This window comes from Polyangium spumosum (genome assembly GCF_009649845.1).
In the GTDB taxonomy this organism is placed as follows: Bacteria; Myxococcota_A; Polyangia; order Polyangiales; family Polyangiaceae; genus Polyangium; species Polyangium spumosum.
Window position 1 is genome coordinate 314,929 of record NZ_WJIE01000006.1, and the last position, 15,155, is coordinate 330,083.

The 15,155-nt window shown below is 66.2% G+C and carries 13 protein-coding genes and 1 tRNA gene; 6 read left to right on the plus strand and 8 right to left on the minus strand.

All coding sequences use genetic code 11. From position 1 onward, the window contains the following. Positions 1-193: 193 nt before the first annotated feature. Positions 194-280: transfer RNA gene (locus tag GF068_RS22285), tRNA-Ser, on the plus strand. Positions 281-478: 198 nt separating this feature from the next. Next, a complete protein-coding gene (locus GF068_RS22290) occupies positions 479-1,261 on the plus strand; it encodes a hypothetical protein (RefSeq protein ID WP_153821453.1) in 783 nt (260 codons plus the stop codon). A gap of 258 nt (positions 1,262-1,519) precedes the next feature. On the opposite strand, the gene GF068_RS22295 is transcribed toward GF068_RS22290, so the two are convergent. Both GF068_RS22295 and GF068_RS22300 read right to left on the minus strand, forming a co-directional pair. Then, a complete protein-coding gene (locus GF068_RS22295; RefSeq protein WP_153821454.1) occupies positions 1,520-2,041 on the minus strand; it encodes an ImmA/IrrE family metallo-endopeptidase in 522 nt (173 codons plus the stop codon). Next, a complete protein-coding gene (locus GF068_RS22300; protein WP_153821455.1) occupies positions 2,038-2,391 on the minus strand; it encodes a helix-turn-helix domain-containing protein in 354 nt (117 codons plus the stop codon). The genes GF068_RS22295 and GF068_RS22300 overlap by 4 nt, the downstream gene beginning before the upstream one ends. Before the next feature lie 385 nt (positions 2,392-2,776). On the opposite strand from GF068_RS22300, the gene GF068_RS22305 reads away from it, so the two are divergent. Together GF068_RS22305 and GF068_RS22310 are read left to right on the plus strand one after the other, a co-directional pair. Continuing rightward, a complete protein-coding gene (locus tag GF068_RS22305) occupies positions 2,777-3,046 on the plus strand; it encodes a DUF1883 domain-containing protein (RefSeq protein ID WP_170319610.1) in 270 nt (89 codons plus the stop codon). A 26-nt stretch (positions 3,047-3,072) separates the two neighbouring features. Further along, on the plus strand, positions 3,073-3,330 hold the full coding sequence (locus GF068_RS22310) for a hypothetical protein (protein ID WP_153821457.1): 258 nt from the start codon (positions 3,073-3,075) through the stop codon (positions 3,328-3,330). Positions 3,331-3,355: 25 nt separating this feature from the next. On the opposite strand, the gene GF068_RS22315 is transcribed toward GF068_RS22310, so the two are convergent. Both GF068_RS22315 and GF068_RS22320 read right to left on the minus strand, forming a co-directional pair. Continuing rightward, positions 3,356-4,492, minus strand: coding sequence for an RNA polymerase sigma factor (locus GF068_RS22315; RefSeq protein WP_153821458.1), 1,137 nt, complete (start codon positions 4,490-4,492; stop codon positions 3,356-3,358). 89 nt (positions 4,493-4,581) lie between these two features. Then, positions 4,582-5,628: a hypothetical protein gene (locus tag GF068_RS22320; protein ID WP_153821459.1), complete on the minus strand. Its 1,047-nt coding sequence runs from the start codon at positions 5,626-5,628 to the stop codon at positions 4,582-4,584. A 65-nt stretch (positions 5,629-5,693) separates the two neighbouring features. Here GF068_RS22320 and GF068_RS22325 point away from each other — a divergent pair, with 65 nt between their 5' ends. Beyond that, positions 5,694-6,869: a hypothetical protein gene (locus GF068_RS22325; RefSeq protein WP_153821460.1), complete on the plus strand. Its 1,176-nt coding sequence runs from the start codon at positions 5,694-5,696 to the stop codon at positions 6,867-6,869. A gap of 24 nt (positions 6,870-6,893) precedes the next feature. On the opposite strand, the gene GF068_RS22330 is transcribed toward GF068_RS22325, so the two are convergent. Continuing rightward, positions 6,894-7,736, minus strand: coding sequence for a hypothetical protein (locus tag GF068_RS22330; RefSeq protein WP_153821461.1), 843 nt, complete (start codon positions 7,734-7,736; stop codon positions 6,894-6,896). Between the two features lie 268 nt (positions 7,737-8,004). Here GF068_RS22330 and GF068_RS22335 point away from each other — a divergent pair, with 268 nt between their 5' ends. Next, positions 8,005-8,781, plus strand: a complete 777-nt coding sequence (locus GF068_RS22335) for a hypothetical protein (protein ID WP_153821462.1) — start codon at positions 8,005-8,007, stop codon at positions 8,779-8,781. A gap of 104 nt (positions 8,782-8,885) precedes the next feature. On the opposite strand, the gene GF068_RS22340 is transcribed toward GF068_RS22335, so the two are convergent. The 3 genes from GF068_RS22340 to GF068_RS22350 form a co-directional block, all read right to left on the minus strand. Then, complete coding sequence (locus GF068_RS22340) at positions 8,886-9,737, minus strand: hypothetical protein (protein ID WP_153821463.1); 852 nt, start codon at positions 9,735-9,737, stop codon at positions 8,886-8,888. Between the two features lie 685 nt (positions 9,738-10,422). Then, positions 10,423-13,899, minus strand: coding sequence for a DNA polymerase (locus GF068_RS22345; RefSeq protein ID WP_153821464.1), 3,477 nt, complete (start codon positions 13,897-13,899; stop codon positions 10,423-10,425). Further along, entirely contained in the window at positions 13,896-14,981 is a 1,086-nt protein-coding gene (locus GF068_RS22350; RefSeq protein WP_153821465.1) for a toprim domain-containing protein, read from the minus strand. Before GF068_RS22350 ends, GF068_RS22345 begins: the two co-directional genes overlap by 4 nt. Between the last annotated feature and the right edge of the window lie 174 nt (positions 14,982-15,155).

The window sequence follows — 15,155 nt, forward strand, 5'->3', positions numbered from 1 at the left end:
CATCGCACGCCAGGCGCGCGGCGAGGAGGTGCGACGAGGGCCGAGGCGTGGTAGTCCTCCCCGAGCCCCCCGCCCAGACGCCGGTCGGGAAGGGCCACCAAGACGGAAGCGAAGGAGGAAGGAGAGGGAGGACCGACCGGCAGGGGATTGACAAACCAGGCAGAAAAAGCCGAAGATTTTCGGCGTCCGTTCGGGAGGAGTGGCCGAGTGGTCGAAGGCAGCGGTTTTGAAAACCGCCGTACCCGGAAGGGTACCAGGGGTTCGAATCCCTTCTCCTCCGCTGAGTTCTTGAGGAAGATCGTGGGGTTGTGCGTGGGTTGGGGTGGTCGGGCTGAGGGACAGGAGAGCCCTCCAGGACCCCCATGGGGACCCGGATCTCGGCACGGATCTCGGCACGGCTAGCGGTTGCACGAACCCTACGGCCAGGTAGACCATCGTGGCGCCAACGAGCGTCGGACATCCGACATCCTGGACCGAGATGGAGCGATGGCGCTTCGCGATCAGCGAGAGCGGAGATATGGGACGCCGGACGAAAAGAGACGAAGAAGCCGAGCGCGCATTCATTGATATGATGCTGGGTGCCACGTTGAACCTCGTGCGGCTTGACCCGTCGACGCGGCTGCCCACCAATGGCTGTAGCGGCTTCGTGATCGAGCGAGGCAGTCGGCATTTTCTGCTGTCCGCCGGTCACGGGTTGCGCGGAGATGGTTGGTACCTGGAAACAACCCTGACCTCGAGAAACCGTGAGGTCCTGACTATCCCGCTCCAGCCGATATGGCATCTGCAGCAAATCGAGATCCGAGCAGATGATGATTCCCATGTGACGGAGGTGGACTTCGCCTGGGTCGAGCTGGAGCTTGACAAGCTCGAAGAGCAATTGCGCAGCGATGAACGAATCAAAGGTCAATCCTGGGCGTTCAAGTCGTATCGCCGTGCACTTGATGTCGAACCCACCTCGAGCGGCATATATGGGTTCGCCGCGTCGAGTCAGATGGAGTACCATCGGCCCATTGGAGCCCTTCGTCGGGAACCATCATACGAACTTTACATGGAGTATGTCGGCCTAGACTCGAGCGGCCTCTACCGTTTCAAGTTAGCTCGGGAGCATCAGGGCCATGCGTACTACAGGGGGGCGAGTGGCGCACCGATTGCCGATGGGAACGGGCAGATCGTGTCGATGGTGTTGCGGGGCGACGAGCGAGAAGGAACTATCTTGGGGCTCCCGTTGCGGAAGTACCAGTCGGTGATCGGGTTGGAGTAACCGACCCACTTTTATCGAATGGCGGGGGAACGGCGCGCGGGTCGGCCATCAATCGGCCCAGCGACGCAGTCGCAATAGAGCTGGCGCGAGTCATCGACATCCGGAACCAGTGCCGTCAGGCCGGTATGCCGGGTTTTTTTAAAGCAGTGGAGCGGGAAGAACAAGAAGAAGGCTGGGCGCGAGTTCGAAGGCCGAACGTGGGATGAGATGCCGAGGAGGTCCCTGCGCGTGGTCGCGTAGCTGGCCGTGGGGGCTGCTCTACAGGAGCCGGAGCGTAGTCAACCGAATGGTCATTGCCTGCTCGCTCACCTCGAAGTCACGCGCGAGCTGCGCGACGTGGTGATCATGAAGCGGCCCCCCGATCTTGGCGACCGCTTCTCGTACAAGCTTGGAAGGCATCAACAAGCCTGCGGCGAACTGGTTTGCCTCGATCTCCTTCGGATCCACGCCCTCTGACGAGCGCAGGCTTCGCTGGCTGATGAAGTTCCCACGGTCGACATGTACATGTGCGCCGCCCTCGAATTGGTGGCGAAGGTAGTGGTGGCCGATCTCGTGCGCAATGGTGAAACGCTTCCTTGGACGGAAGTCGTCTTTCTGCACGCAAATGCACGGCTGAGCACGACCTGTTATGAGGAGGCCCGACACGTCGGCACCGAGATGCTCCTCCACCACTCGTAAACCCAAGTGCTCGGCAACCTTTTTGACGTCGATCGGAGGGGCGGACCCACCCAAGCGCGCGGCGAGCTGTTCTCCTTGCGACCTCGCGAAGCCGATTCTCATTGTCCCCTCCTCGGCTGGTCGTCGATCTGCGCCATCAGTCGCTCAAAGTCCTCTTGCGGGAGCTTGAGCTCCTTTTCCAGCTCGGCGCGTATCGGGGTGGAAGCCTGTTTGGCCACGGGAGCCTTTTGCGGCAACAGTGCCGTGACGTCCTTCCCAAGAGCCTCGGCCAGATCGACGAGGGTCTTGGCGAGGAGCCGCTGCTTTCCCGTCTCGATGTTGGCGATCGACGCCCGTGTCATGGGAGGCTGGAGACGTGCCCCCAGCGCGTCCTGCGTCATGCCGGCCGCCGTGCGCAGCGCATGGAGACGCCGGCCGACCTCCGCGTAAAACGGTTCGATGGAAGTGGGCACGCTGCGGTCATCGCCTAACACCCCAGGGTCTGTCAAGTATTGCTGACGTCAGCAATGCTGACGATGTTCGGTTGGCGAAATTGATGCTTGACGAGCGGTTCTAGATGTGGCTGATGGATCGCGCGATCAGTCGCGAACAACGGGTCCAGAAGTAGATTGGATCACACGAGCACGCCACGTCGACCGCCGAGAACCCGACTCCTGGGAAGCAGCACTTCCCGAGCGAAGCGGGGGCACTCGCTGGTAAGCGCGGATGCTCTTGATCGGATCGGATCTGTTCGAGCACGGAAGCGCGGACTGCCAGCCGCGCTTCCGTGCCTCGCGGCCGTGGCGCGCACGTGCGCCCCCGTGCGCGTGTTCAACCCGGGGCGCCCCTGGAGACCGGATGGACTTTCTCAAGTACGAGCTCGACGCGGGCCCTGACGACATCATCGAGGTCACGCTGAGCAGCCAGGCCAACGTCAGGCTTCTCGACTCCGCAAATTTCCAGCGATATCGGCGGGGAGCGTCGCACCGCTGTATCGGAGGGCTCGCGAAACAATCGCCGTTCCACTTACGCGCGCCTCATTCCGGCCGGTGGTACGTGGCAATCGATCTGGGTGGCTACAAGGGCAACGTGCGTGCGTCCGTCAGGGTTCTCCACGGGCACGCGTGACAGACGAGGACTTACGCGAGGTAGAGATGCTGAAGATCACCAAGAATGGCCGTACGATCCAATCCAATCGTCTCGCCGACGAGATCATGAAGGATGTTCGCGGTCAGGCAACAGACTCAATACGTCAGGATTTTGAGAAGAAGCTCAGGGGTTTCCGGTGCCCGGAGCACGGTACGGGAGCGACTGTGACGGTAGCCATCGACGGTGCGTTCAAGCAGGGCAAGGTCACGGTAAAGACGTGCTGCGACAAGGCCGACGAGGAGGTCCGGAGGATCTTGAACTAGCGGTCGATGTCAGCCCGCAGATTGATCAAGGGAGAGAGCCAGATCCTGGCTGGGTAGGGCTGCCGTCCATGCCCCGCCGCGCCTCAGCCAGATACCTCGTCCGCACGGCCATGTACTGGCTGTCCGGGTACTCGCGCTCGTGCCGCTGCAACACGCTGATCGCCTCGGCGAAGTTGCCCTGCTGCAAGGCGTGCCGAGCGTGCTCGATGCCCCTCCGCTCGGGAGGCACGCCGGAGAAGGTCCACGGGCTCGAGGTGGTTGCGGGGACGGCCAACGCGGGCGCGGACGCCGACGCGGACACGCTCGGGGTCACGGGCGGCGGCGCGTCCCTAGAAGCTTCCCGGCCCGCCCGCTCCACCTCGATGACGACGGTGGTCACCATGGGCCGGACCTCTCGGGCGGGTTTCGTCGTCCCCCTCGGCACCGACATCCCACCGATGAACCCCCCGACGAGCCCTCCGAGCGTGCCGGTCACGCCCCAGAAGGCCGGGTTCTTGAAGAGCCGCTCGAGCACCGGCCTCGCAGATCGACGGAGCGCCAGCGATGCGCGAGAAGAAGACGGTGCCCTCAGCGCGACGAGCCGCTCGCCCGAGGGGGGCGTGCCAGCATCGCCCTCCGCGGAGAACAAGGCCCCCAGCCCGAACGGCAGCAGCGCCAGCCTGCGCCGCCTCGCAGGCGTGTTCGGCGTGAGGCTCCGCTCCACCCTGCGCTGGAAGGTCTCCTTCGCGTCAGCGAGGCGCGCCTGGGCCGTGTTCCGTGAGATCCCAAGCTCCTTGGCGATCTCCGGCAGCGTCTTCTCGTCGAGCTCGTGGAGGAGCAGGATCTTAGCCAGCTCGGGCTTCATCTGCTCGAGTACATCGGCGACGAGCTCGACGTCCTCGAGGCGCTCATGCAGGCTCGCCTCGTCGGCAACCTGGACCCCGGCGTTCGGCTCCGGCACCTCGTATAAGTGGCGTCGCAGCCGATAATGGCTCGCGGCCTCCCGCGCACAGATGCAGAAAAGCCAGGGTTCGACCCCGTCCTCCTCGACCGGGAGCTTTTCAATGCCCTTGTACACCTTGATGAGGACCATCTGGACGATGTCCTCCAGGTCCGCCGCGCGCACGCCGAGCTTCCGGATCCGGCGCACGATCGCCTGGTGGTGCTTGTCGTAGAGCACCATGAAAGCGCGGAGCTGCGGGGAGGCACCACGATGAATCCGGCCCACACGCAGATACACGCGCCAACCCTGGCCGGGCGTCCAACAAACTTTCAGAAGACGTCGAAGACGCCCACGATGCCGCCGCGTAGGACGACGGTGACCGATGACATCTTCCAGCTCTCGGTTCCATCCAGCCGAATGATCGCAGCCCGATCGTAGTGGATCGTGTCGACCCCGATCCGCGCCCTCACCGGGCCAAGCCGCATCTCGAGACCGCCCCGCAGGCCCACGCCAAACGCGACATCGGTGAACCGGGTTTCGTTCGTCCCGGCGGCTTCCAACCAGAAGTGCGCGATCTGGCCGGAGATGCAGGCCTCGAGCAGCAAGCGGGCCCCGTACAGGCGCGGATGAACGCAGGGCAGAAGGGCGACGCCGAGCTGCGACGCGACCCGCGTTCCGTCACGGCCTGGTAGATCGTACCGCCCCTCGAACGATGCAGAAAACAGCGACCACCGAGGCCCTGCCCCCAGCGTGAAGCTCGGGGCGACCCCCGGCGCAGCCATGAACGCGACTCCCGCGCTGATCGAGACCATGAGCTGCGGAGTCCATGGCGACCGAGCTGGAGAAGGACGCGGCGGCGGGGGGTCTTCACGATGGGCCGCGTGCGCTGCCGGCGGCGGCTCCACAGGATGTGCGGGCGGCGGCAAGTCGGTCGGCGCCGTCGCGGCCGGCGGTGGGGCCGCCGTGGGCGGCTGCGGGACGGTCCCGGGATCCACGATGTCGACCAGGAAAACAGCCGCATTCTCGATGAGGTGGTCACACCGGGACGAGGGCGCCCAAGCCTTCGGCGTCGCGACGATCTGCCCCTTCTCGTCGCGCGCCTCGATGAGCGCCTCGAGCTGCTTCGGCGTGTTCACCACCGTCACCGAGATTGTCCGCGTCGCCGCGTCGTTGAACGGGTCGTAGCCCATGCGCGACGCGACGGAGAGGCGCAGCTCCTTCTTGTCGGGGCAGAGCTCGGCCCCAGGGGCACGCACGTACTCGAGACGCCACGGCGGCACCTTCGACGGCTCCCCTCTCGCGGGAGCGACGAACCCGAGGACGGCGGCGACAAACAGGCCGCTGGCCGTCCGGTGGAGCGGGAGGACGACGCGCATCGTGCGTTTGTCCCTCGGAACCGGCGCATTGTCGTTGCCGGGATCAAGGACTATCGTCCTCTACCATGCGAGGCGTCGCGGTCGTGGTTTTTCTGGGGACGCTGTTCGGTGTCGGGCTCGCGAGCTGCGGCGACCCTCAGTACTTCGACTTCACCACGAAGTGCACCGACGAGGAGGACCGCGTCGTCCCTTGCTGCGGGCCGCCTGGTAAGAAGTACGCGTGTCCGCCGGACGCGGGTGACGATGGTGGAGACGACGGCGGGGCGGAGGCCGGCGATGATGATGGAGGCCCAGAAGCGGGCCCAGACGCGTCTTCTCTGGTCTGCCCCGGGCAGTGCGTGCCTGCGGGCGGCGGCGGCTGGGGCGAGACCCCGTCGTTCGTCTGGATGGGCAAGGAGACGGACACGCCGGCTCCTCCGCTGCCCGGCATGGCCTGGGTGACGTGGGTCGATGTCGTGTTCGCCGAGCCGGTTTGCCCGGTCTGCTCGTGCGTGCCGCCAGATGTCAGCTGCACGATGCCGAGTTCGTGGAGCGCGAACTCGACCGTTTGTCAAGACCTACCTTCGCCCTACACCACGCCCTTCGACGCACCGATCGGGTGGGACGGATCTTGCACGGCGGCAAACCCGATCCCGGGAGGCGCGATGTGCGAGGGCGGGCCGTGTGTCCGCTCGTTGAGCGTAGAGCCGCCTGTCGTGGCGCCATGCGTGGCCGAGCCGGCCATACCGCCCGAGGGCCACCCTTTGCCCCTGCCCGTGCGAACGAAGGTCATCGAGTACTCGCCCGCGCAGATCGGGGCCTGCGAGGGTGGGATCGATCGGTGCATCATGAAGACCCCGCCAGGCTACCGGCTCTGCCTCGTGGCCTATGGGCCCCTGGCCGCCCAAACCTGTCCCGAGGCGTGGCCGGAGCGGCACGACGGCTGGAAGAATGTAGAGGAGAAGCGGTTCTGCTCGCCGTGTTCCTGCGGGCTTCCCGAGGGAGGCTTCTGCGAGGTGCGGGTCAAGGCGTACGCAGATGATGCATGCGGCAACGAGCGGGGCAGCCTCGTGCTCACGTCGAGCGAGGGGAGCAAGTGCGTCGATCTGACCAGCGGCACCGCGCTTGCCGGGAAAACAGCCGAACTCCTCTCGAGCACCCTTGGTGCTTGCCAGCCGAGCGGTGGCGACATCATCGGCGAGCCGTTGACCGAGGTGCCCGTGACCTACTGCTGCGTCCCGGATCTGGTCCCGCCGCCGTGATGGCCACCGAGCCGGCGCAGTTCGTTACGTGCAGAAGCCGTTGAGGCAAACCTCGGAAGCGCAGGCAGCGTTTTCCGTGCAGGGCTGGCCAAAGTCCAACGCGCAGCGCCCGTTTCCGTCGCAGACGTGGTCCCCGGCGCAGATCACGTCTGGATCGACAGCGTTGTCGCCATCATACGTTCCGTAAGGGCGGGGTATGCATTCACCAGTATCGAATCCGCAATTGTAACAGAGTGGGCACGGTTTCGTGCAGCAGAGGCCGAGTTCACATGCACCGCTCGCGCAATCGGCGTTCGTCTTGCAGAACGGGCCGAAGCAAACGGGGCAGTGCCCGTAGGCCTTGCCGCAGTCGATGCCGGTTTCGTCTCCGTTCTGGATCCCGTCGTTGCACCGAGCGCAGAGACCCTCCCAGCAGTAGCCCCCGGGGCAGTCTGCATCCACGTTGCACGTCCCCGGGCACAGCGGGCACGAGCCGCCGCAGTCGACGCTGATCTCGTCCCCGTTCTTCACCCCATCATCACAGCGCGAGCACACCTTCCCGGTCTCGCACGTGTGCCCGGCCTGGCAGTCCGCGTCCTGCAGACAGCCGATGCACGTGCCCGCGCCGTCGCACACGCCGGGGCACTTTTCGCCGCTGGCGCACGGCTCGATGCGGCAGCGGAACCCCACGCGCTCGTTGAAGCGGTGGCAGGTGCCGTCGCACATCCAGCCCGTGCAGAAGGGAAAGTCGCCGCAGTCGGTGGCCTTTTCGCACGGGCACCCCTCGCCCCCGTCCGCGCAGGATGGGTCGCTGCATGAGGGCAAGACGAAGAAGGCCGGAAGAAGCAGGGCGAACGCGCACGCGGCGACGAAGCGGCGAAGGGACATGGGGCCTCCTTGCCTCACGTCATGCCCCTGCGCCCGGCCGGCGTCGAGGGAGGATCGCGGAGCACCCGGGTTCGTCCGCGAACATGAACCGGGGAAGAAACGCTCGGGAGGCGGTCCTCCAGGAGGAGCAAGGACCGCCATAACGAAGGGATAAGAATACAGGGGAAGACCCCCATCGATCCATTCGTCTACCGCGCCTTCGTGGCGCGCTTTCCTGCGCGTCATGTGAGGTGAGGGCCTCCGTGTGCGCGCTCCCATGGAGGACCCCGTGACGACCACGATTCCGAAGAACATTCGCCAGGAGTTCGAGAAGAAGATCCGGCGCGGCATCTTCAACCCCGTCGCGCGCTTCCTGCACGAGAACATCCGCGAGGAGCGGATGCAGGAAGCCCTCGGCTTCACCTGGGCGCTCTACAAGCGGCATGCCGAGGCGGGCGACATCCTCGACGACGCCCTGCTCGTTCACGCCTGCCGTCTACGCGCCATCGACCTGAGCCGTCATCTCGCCTCCGGCGATCGGACCCAGAGGCTCAAGGACGTCTTCGACCAGCGCAACTACAACCGCCGCCGCGTCGAGGTTCTGGGCCTCGGCGAGTACGTCGTGGAGTTCGAGGACAACCCGCAAATCGACAACGTGGAGTCGAACGCGGATGTCGGCAGGGCACGGGCATACAGCCTGAACCCGACGGGTCGGATCATCAGCGCCATCAGCTTGAACGAGTGGCTGGCGACGCTCGCCCCGCGGGACCGCCTGCTCATCGAGCTGCGCGCCGCCGGGCACGACCTCGACGAGATCGGCTCCGTGCTCGGCATGGACAGGGTCGCGGTCTGCCGCAGGGTCAAGGCGCTCGGCGAGCTCCTGGCCGAGCACGCCGGGATGCCGGCCGCTGTCCATCGCAGGCAGCTCAAGCGGGCGAAGGCGAGCGAGGAGCCGGCTCCGGAGAGCGGCGTCCGGGCGAAGACGCGGGGCCGGCCCAGGAAGACGCCGGCTCCGGTCTCCACCAAGAGAGACCGGCCCTCCCGGTGGGCACGGCGCGCGGCGTGATGCCGCGGAGAACGGGTAAAGCCCGTTCTTTTAACGCCATACATGTTTTCGCTTCAACCCGGACAAGCAAGCACCACGATGCCGGGTCTCGATGCTCGCCCCCTTCAGGAGAGCGAGCGGCCAAGCGGCTCCGGATCAGTGAAAATCACCTTGCCCGCATTTAGGTCGCCAGTTCCTAGCTCGCCCACGATTCGGATGCGAAGGTCTGGCCAGTCGAGGTAGGCACCCTTGTCCAGGTGCTTCAAGCCGGGCAGAACGATCTCCCACGTCCCGTCCTTGAACTGGTGCAGCATGGCAGCGTGCAGTTCACTCATGAGGCGGTCCCGGGCGGACCTGGGCAGCCGCAATGCATCTACCCACTCATGCACGTGCTCGAGAATCACCGACTTCACCTGGCGGTCGAGCGCGCGGCTCTGCGCAAGGACGGTCACCAATGTGAGGTTGTTTTCGCGGCGGTGGATCTTGACGGCTATGCAGGCAGTACCGAGTTGCTCTCGGAGCCGCTCCGGAAGCCGACCAATCCCCCCGGCAGCTTCGACCTCCCACTCCTGGACCTCGAGCACGCCATCCCAAATCCAAGCCGTGATCGAGCGTCCCTTGTACACAGTGTGATCCCAGCGGAACTCCGTGTAGGTGGGCTCGACGACCGTGATGGGCTTGCCGGGCTCCATCCTGGTATCAACGTACTCGAGATCTGGATACTCCACCTTGGCGCGTGTTCCTGGCTGGCCCGATCCAGGGGGTAGCCGCTCGATCGCGTACCTGAGCTGGCACTCTGCATCGAATGCCGGAAGCGTGGCGATATGGGGCAGGTCGATGGACATGGCCTCCGTGTGCGGGGAGTCGACGGTCACCCCGGCAGCGACTCGAACATCCCGAAGGGCAGCCTGATAGCTCTTGCCCGTCTTCTCCATGTGCTCGCGAACGCGACGCTTCAGGTTCTTCTGCGCAGTCATCTCGGTTCTCCACGCGCCACAAGCACTCAGCCCCCGCCTGGAACCTGCAGCTGTGAGAACACGACCACGCCTACCCGAGGACATGATCCCCTTCGCTCCGGCGCGAGGGCCCCGCGGGGGTGGGCCGAGCGGAGTGAGGCGTGGGTAGCCGCCTGTCTGGGCGTATATTCTCCCGTTCAGCTCGAGTCAAGTTGGATCGAGCCCATGACACCTACGCACCGGATTGGGCCAGAGCACCGCTTGCATACCGGGCGCTCTCGGCATCCTCGCGCAAGGACCCGCGAGCCGAGTTTTACTCGTCTCGTCACGACCGGGATGCGGACGCTTCGGCCCCCGCGTTTCCCCCAACGCGGCCCGCGTCGGTCCCGGGCCCCTGGAGAGCAAAACCTCGGCTTTCCGGCCACTTGCCGGCCCGGACGAGGTCTGGGGCTCAAGTCCCAACGAAACGTCCAGGTGCCTGGTCCCGAGGGAGTCATAGGGACGACGCGCAGAACAACCGGGAAGCCCCTGCCAGCCAGAACGGGCTTCGTCATGCGGAAAGCCCAACCTTTGCGGGTAGTTGCACCGCATCGGCGGACAAGGACCGGGGGGAGGGGGGGTTGAACGCCGCACCTAAGATCCTGCGCCCGCCACTCGCGCACGTGCCCATGGTGCCGTTCGTCCCGTGCATGCATGGTTTCCTCGCTCATCCCCTGCCGGCTTCTTTGGCCCAGGTGTCGCGCACCTCGGATTCCACGACGATCGGCACGGCCTTCACGAAGGTCGACATGCCCTCGACCATGCAGGCCACCACGATCTCCCGCACCTCCTCCGCGTGCTCCTCGGGGGCCTCGACGAGGAGCTCGTCGTGGATTACGAGCAGGATGCTGCCGCGGAGTTCCCGGAAGCGTGGATGGTTGTGGAGCAGGACCAGCGCCTTCTTCATGCCATCCGCGGCCGTTCCCTGAATGCCGTGGCTCAGTCGTCCGCCGTATTCATCGTCCTGATCGGGGAAGTATCGGAGCCGGCCGCTGCCGGTACGCACGATGAATGGCATCTCCTCCTGCATGCGTCGTTGCCATTCGGCGATCCCTGGGTAGGCTGCGAGGAACAGCTCCTTGAATTCTGCCGCCTCGCTGATCGACAGCTCGATATCGTAGTTCTTGCGTGCGTACGCCACGAACGACTCCGCGCCCATGCCGAACGTGAAGCCGAAGTTGACGGCCTTGGCGCGTCGCCGCTGCTCCGGTGTGACTGCCGCCTCGTGCACGCCCATCAGCAGCGAGGCCGTCAGCCGGTGCGGGTCGCTGCCCGCGTGGAAAACGTCGATCAGCTTCTTCTCCCCGATCCGGTCGGCGAGGACGCGGAGCTCGATGGCGGCGTAGTCGCTCACGACGATCTTGTTCCCAGGTGTCGCCCGGATGCACCTGCGCACCTCGGGCTCGCGCGGCAGACCCAGGAGGTTGGGAGTACGGCAGGAGAAACGTCCCGATGAGGCCCCGAGTTGGTCCAGTGCAGGAACGACGCGCCCGTCCATGAACTGGCCCAGGGAGCGAAGCACACCTCTGCCCGCACCGACCACGAAGCCGTTGATGTGGCGGTAGCGCACGAGCTGGGCTACCGGCTCGATGTGCATGTAAGGAGCTAGATCTTCGCTCTTCGTGCGCTCGACCGGGATGCCGTGCCGCCTGAGCGCCAGGAGCACCTCGGCGCCGTTGTCAACGTTCTGAACGCCGAGGACCAGGGCGAGATGCGTGCGCAGCCTCTGCGCCTCTCCGGTCCATGCCGCCACCACCTGCTCCCAGCGATCAAGGTCGACCGGAACCCCCACGAGTTCCATGCCGCTGATCACGGGGAGCAACGGGTTCTCCAGCGCGGCAACCTTTTCGAGTTCGTCGGCCTCGAGCGCCTCGCGCATCGCTTCCTCGAGCGCCAGCAGCGGCTTCACATCTCGCACGAGCTCACCGAACCGCGCATCGAAGGCGGGCTCGCTCGCAGCCACGGGATCGCCAACCAGACGCGGCACGCCGGCAGCCTCGCACGTGCTGGCGAGGGTGAAGAACCGCTCGTCCTCGAGGTGCAAGCCGCCGTCGAGGAGCTTGCGCGCAATCATCGTGTCGAAGTGTGCGCGGGTCTCCACCTCGAAGTCCGAGGCGAGACGCGCGAGCGTCGGCTTGAGGTCGTGGCCCACGATGAGGACCTCGCGGAGCGCATCTGCTACGGCTCCGAGCCCGTCCGTCGAGCGCACGTCGATGACGTGGACGTCCCCGTTGGGCAGGGCGATCCCGACCACGCGAGTCATCTCGAGCGGCGCGTCGGGGCCCGTCGTGAGCACGGCGAGCCCAACCTTTCCGGCCCCCGTGATGGCCGCAGCCAGGGCCGAGAGGGTTGACGTGTCGCGGTGGATCAGGACAGCCGGAGAAGTGCCGCCAAAACCTGCCGCGCGAAGACCGTCAGCATCGTCAGCACCGTCTGCCTTGGCGAGATCATCGTCATGATCAGCCTCGTGAAGGGGCATCCAGGGCTGACGCTCGAGGCCATCCACATCGCCGGTCGTGGACATCGGACCGTCAGCCTGATGCGCGGCTGTTACAGCCCCGCTGGCCGCCGTTCCTGCCACGCCGACGATGCTGACGATTCCTTGCGGCGCTGTGCGGATGAGCCGCAGCCTACGGACCCCGACCTTTCCGCTCCGAGGCAGGTCCTCGTAGGTGATCCCCACCGCCCGCAGGGCAGGGGCAGCACGCCGTAGCCGATTCGTCAGGGTGTTGGCAGCCTGCGGCCAGTCGCGCGTGTGCAGCACGTGTACCGGCACGAACTCACGCAGCATGGTGTGGAGCTCGGTCGCGCTGCCCTCCCAGATGCCGTCTGGCTGCCGCGCGAGCAGTTCGCGTACCGCCATGGCTACGACGTCGCCCTCGAGCGACTGGTCGACGGCCTGGGCTCGGTTGCCAGAGTACGCCTTGATGAAGGTGCCGCGCGGCCAGCCGAACGCGGGCTCGGCCGCCGTCGCCCACAGCGCAAAGTCGGCCATCCGCGGCTTGAACGGCAGCGTCACGCTCCCGATGTTCCGGAGGGCGGTGCTCACCCCGTCGAGGAGTGCGCCGAGGATGCGCGGTGAGGCCTGCTCGAACGAGGTCCAGAAGGTGGCCTCGTCCTGCCGTCTGTCTTCGGGGATCGGCGGGAGGGTCGACACCATGCTGCGATCCGCGAGGTCTGCGCGCACAGCGATCGCGTCGATGCCGTTCAGGATGACGGGCCTGCTCGCGCTAAAGAGGATCTCATCATCGTCCGTGAACAGCTCCCGGGTGGAGAGTCCGCCGCCGGTGGCGATGCAGCAGATCGCATCGGAGAGCCAGACCGGCAGCCCGGAGAGGTTGTCGAATGACATCACCCACCCGTTTTGCGCCGCGATCATGAGGTCGCGCTCGTCGTGCGGGGCACGGCGCAGGGGCGCCGTCGATGGGTCGACGAGACGCCGGAGCACGCGCGCCGTGGTGGACTTCGCGCTCGCCTGTTCGCCTTGGAGGGCCAGGATCACGTACGGGCCGCGTGGTTTCATCGCGCCGACGAGCCACGACACCAGCAGGTAGAACGCCTCGTCGGAGCCGACGTTCACGTAGGGGCGCAGCTCGGTGACGTTCCCCCCGGGTACGGGCACCGGCAGCGGCTGCATGCCCCGGGGCCGCCTGAACTTCACGGGCGGGTTCGCAACGATCTGCCAACCACTCGACGTGATCTCGACAGCTCGCCAGTCGCGGTCGCCGAGGTCGAGGTACCCGGCGCCGTTCTTCGCCGCGACGCGCACGTGCACGGGCTCCTCGTCTCCCTCGAACTGGGCACGGGCTTCCAGGAGCGACAGGGCCTCTTGCAGGGCTTGCGTGTTCGGGGCGCTGGCGGTGTGGTGGAAGTACCGTCGTACCAACCAGCGCGAGAACTGCTTGCTCCGGACCGGCCAGTTCTCCTTGTGGCCCTTCTCCTCGATCGTCGCGAACGCGCGGCCGTCAGGCGTGTGAAACAGTTCGACATCTTTCGCGAGCTCCACGAGCTGCGTCGCGATCGAGGGGCCCTTGCCCTTCTTGGAGCCCTTGCCGCTCGACGGCTCGGTGGCGCCGTTGCCCTCGGCTGGCATCGGGATCTCCTCCGAGAGCTCGAAGGACAAAACCTGTTCTTCTTGGCTCATGACGCCTCCTGGAGGAGGGCTTCTGCCCAGTCCTTCCCGCTGGCGGGGCGGATGCGGACGACGCGAGCCGCGCCCGCGGTGTAGAGCTTGGAGGCGACCCGCTCGGCCGCGCGGTCGCCGGCCTCGTCGCGATCGAAGGCCACAAAAGCCGTTCGCCCCTGAGCGAACTCGGCCCACGCGCGGCGGAAGTTGGCTACGCCTGGCACGCCGACGACGACGCGCGGGACCGCGTGCTTCTTGTAAAGCGCACGCAGGGCGAGCACGTCGAACGCGCCCTCGACGAAGACGATGCCAGCGGGGTTGTCCACGCGGGCAGCCGTCTCGATCCCGTAGGGCCACGTAGCTGCGCCGCCGCGCGGGAACACGTACTTCTGCACCTCGTCTTCCGCGCAGCGAACGAGTCGTCGCTGGAGCGTGGTGATGCGGCCGGAGGGATCCCGCCACGGGATTAGCACCCGGTGATCAGGCCACGTCAGGCCACCTGGCGTCGTGACGAATCCGCTCTTCTGCCAGTCCTCGAGACCGTGCGCGACGATCACCCGGTTGATGATGCGAACGGCGTCCTCGACTGGCTCCGGGAGCGCTCCCCAGCCATCGGTCACCGCCTCGTCGAGCAGACCACGGGTGGTCAGGTAGGCAGACGCATCGAGAGCCGCTGCGAGCGGGCAGGCTTCGAGGAGCGTCTTGGCGACCCGAGCGCGAGCACCGTCAGCATCGTCAGCATCGGACACCTCCGTTCTGGTCGTGGTCCCCGCGGTTGTGGCGCCCGCGGCGATCCGTCGTCCCTCGGCAAGCACCGCGCCGAACTGCTTCGTCACGTCGAGGCCTCGGACCTGCGCGATGAGGGCGAAGACGTCGCCGCTCGCACCGCAGGCGAAGCACTTCACGCGCACGGAGCCATCGGGCGCCAGCGTGACCGAGCAGGAGGGATTCTTCTCAGCGTGCCATGGGCAGAGCACGAGCAGCCCTTGCTGCTGCACGCGCGCGCCGTTGTGCAGGCCGAGCTCCTTGCAGATCGCTGGCACCTCGGTCAGCGCCCGCTTGAGTTCCGCCGCTGGCATCGGGATCGGGGAGGCGGCCATGGTCACGACCTCCCCTTGCCGGGAGCGGCGGGCAGCGCGCCCTCGCCGTGTAGCCGTTTCCACGCCTCATCGAGACGTGCGGCGCAGGTGGAGGAGAGGGGGTCGCCGACCAGCCAGCGCTTGGCGGTTCGAGGATCAACGCCCGCGTGTACGGCGAGTAGCCGGAGCTGATGC

Bases quoted from the DNA above. Each gene is read 5' to 3' on its own strand.
- GF068_RS22295 (WP_153821454.1), bottom strand. From the start codon at position 2,041: ATGAGAATCGGCTTCGCGAGGTCGCAAGGAGAACAGCTCGCCGCGCGC.
- GF068_RS22345 (WP_153821464.1), bottom strand. From the start codon at position 13,899: ATGAGCCAAGAAGAACAGGTTTTGTCCTTCGAGCTCTCGGAGGAGATC.
- GF068_RS22310 (WP_153821457.1), top strand. From the start codon at position 3,073: ATGCTGAAGATCACCAAGAATGGCCGTACGATCCAATCCAATCGTCTC.
- GF068_RS22325 (WP_153821460.1), top strand. From the start codon at position 5,694: ATGCGAGGCGTCGCGGTCGTGGTTTTTCTGGGGACGCTGTTCGGTGTC.
- GF068_RS22350 (WP_153821465.1), bottom strand. From the start codon at position 14,981: ATGGCCGCCTCCCCGATCCCGATGCCAGCGGCGGAACTCAAGCGGGCG.
- GF068_RS22290 (WP_153821453.1), top strand. From the start codon at position 479: ATGGAGCGATGGCGCTTCGCGATCAGCGAGAGCGGAGATATGGGACGC.
- GF068_RS22305 (WP_170319610.1), top strand. From the start codon at position 2,777: ATGGACTTTCTCAAGTACGAGCTCGACGCGGGCCCTGACGACATCATC.
- GF068_RS22315 (WP_153821458.1), bottom strand. From the start codon at position 4,492: ATGGTGCTCTACGACAAGCACCACCAGGCGATCGTGCGCCGGATCCGG.
- GF068_RS22340 (WP_153821463.1), bottom strand. From the start codon at position 9,737: ATGACTGCGCAGAAGAACCTGAAGCGTCGCGTTCGCGAGCACATGGAG.
- GF068_RS22320 (WP_153821459.1), bottom strand. From the start codon at position 5,628: ATGCGCGTCGTCCTCCCGCTCCACCGGACGGCCAGCGGCCTGTTTGTC.
- GF068_RS22330 (WP_153821461.1), bottom strand. From the start codon at position 7,736: ATGTCCCTTCGCCGCTTCGTCGCCGCGTGCGCGTTCGCCCTGCTTCTT.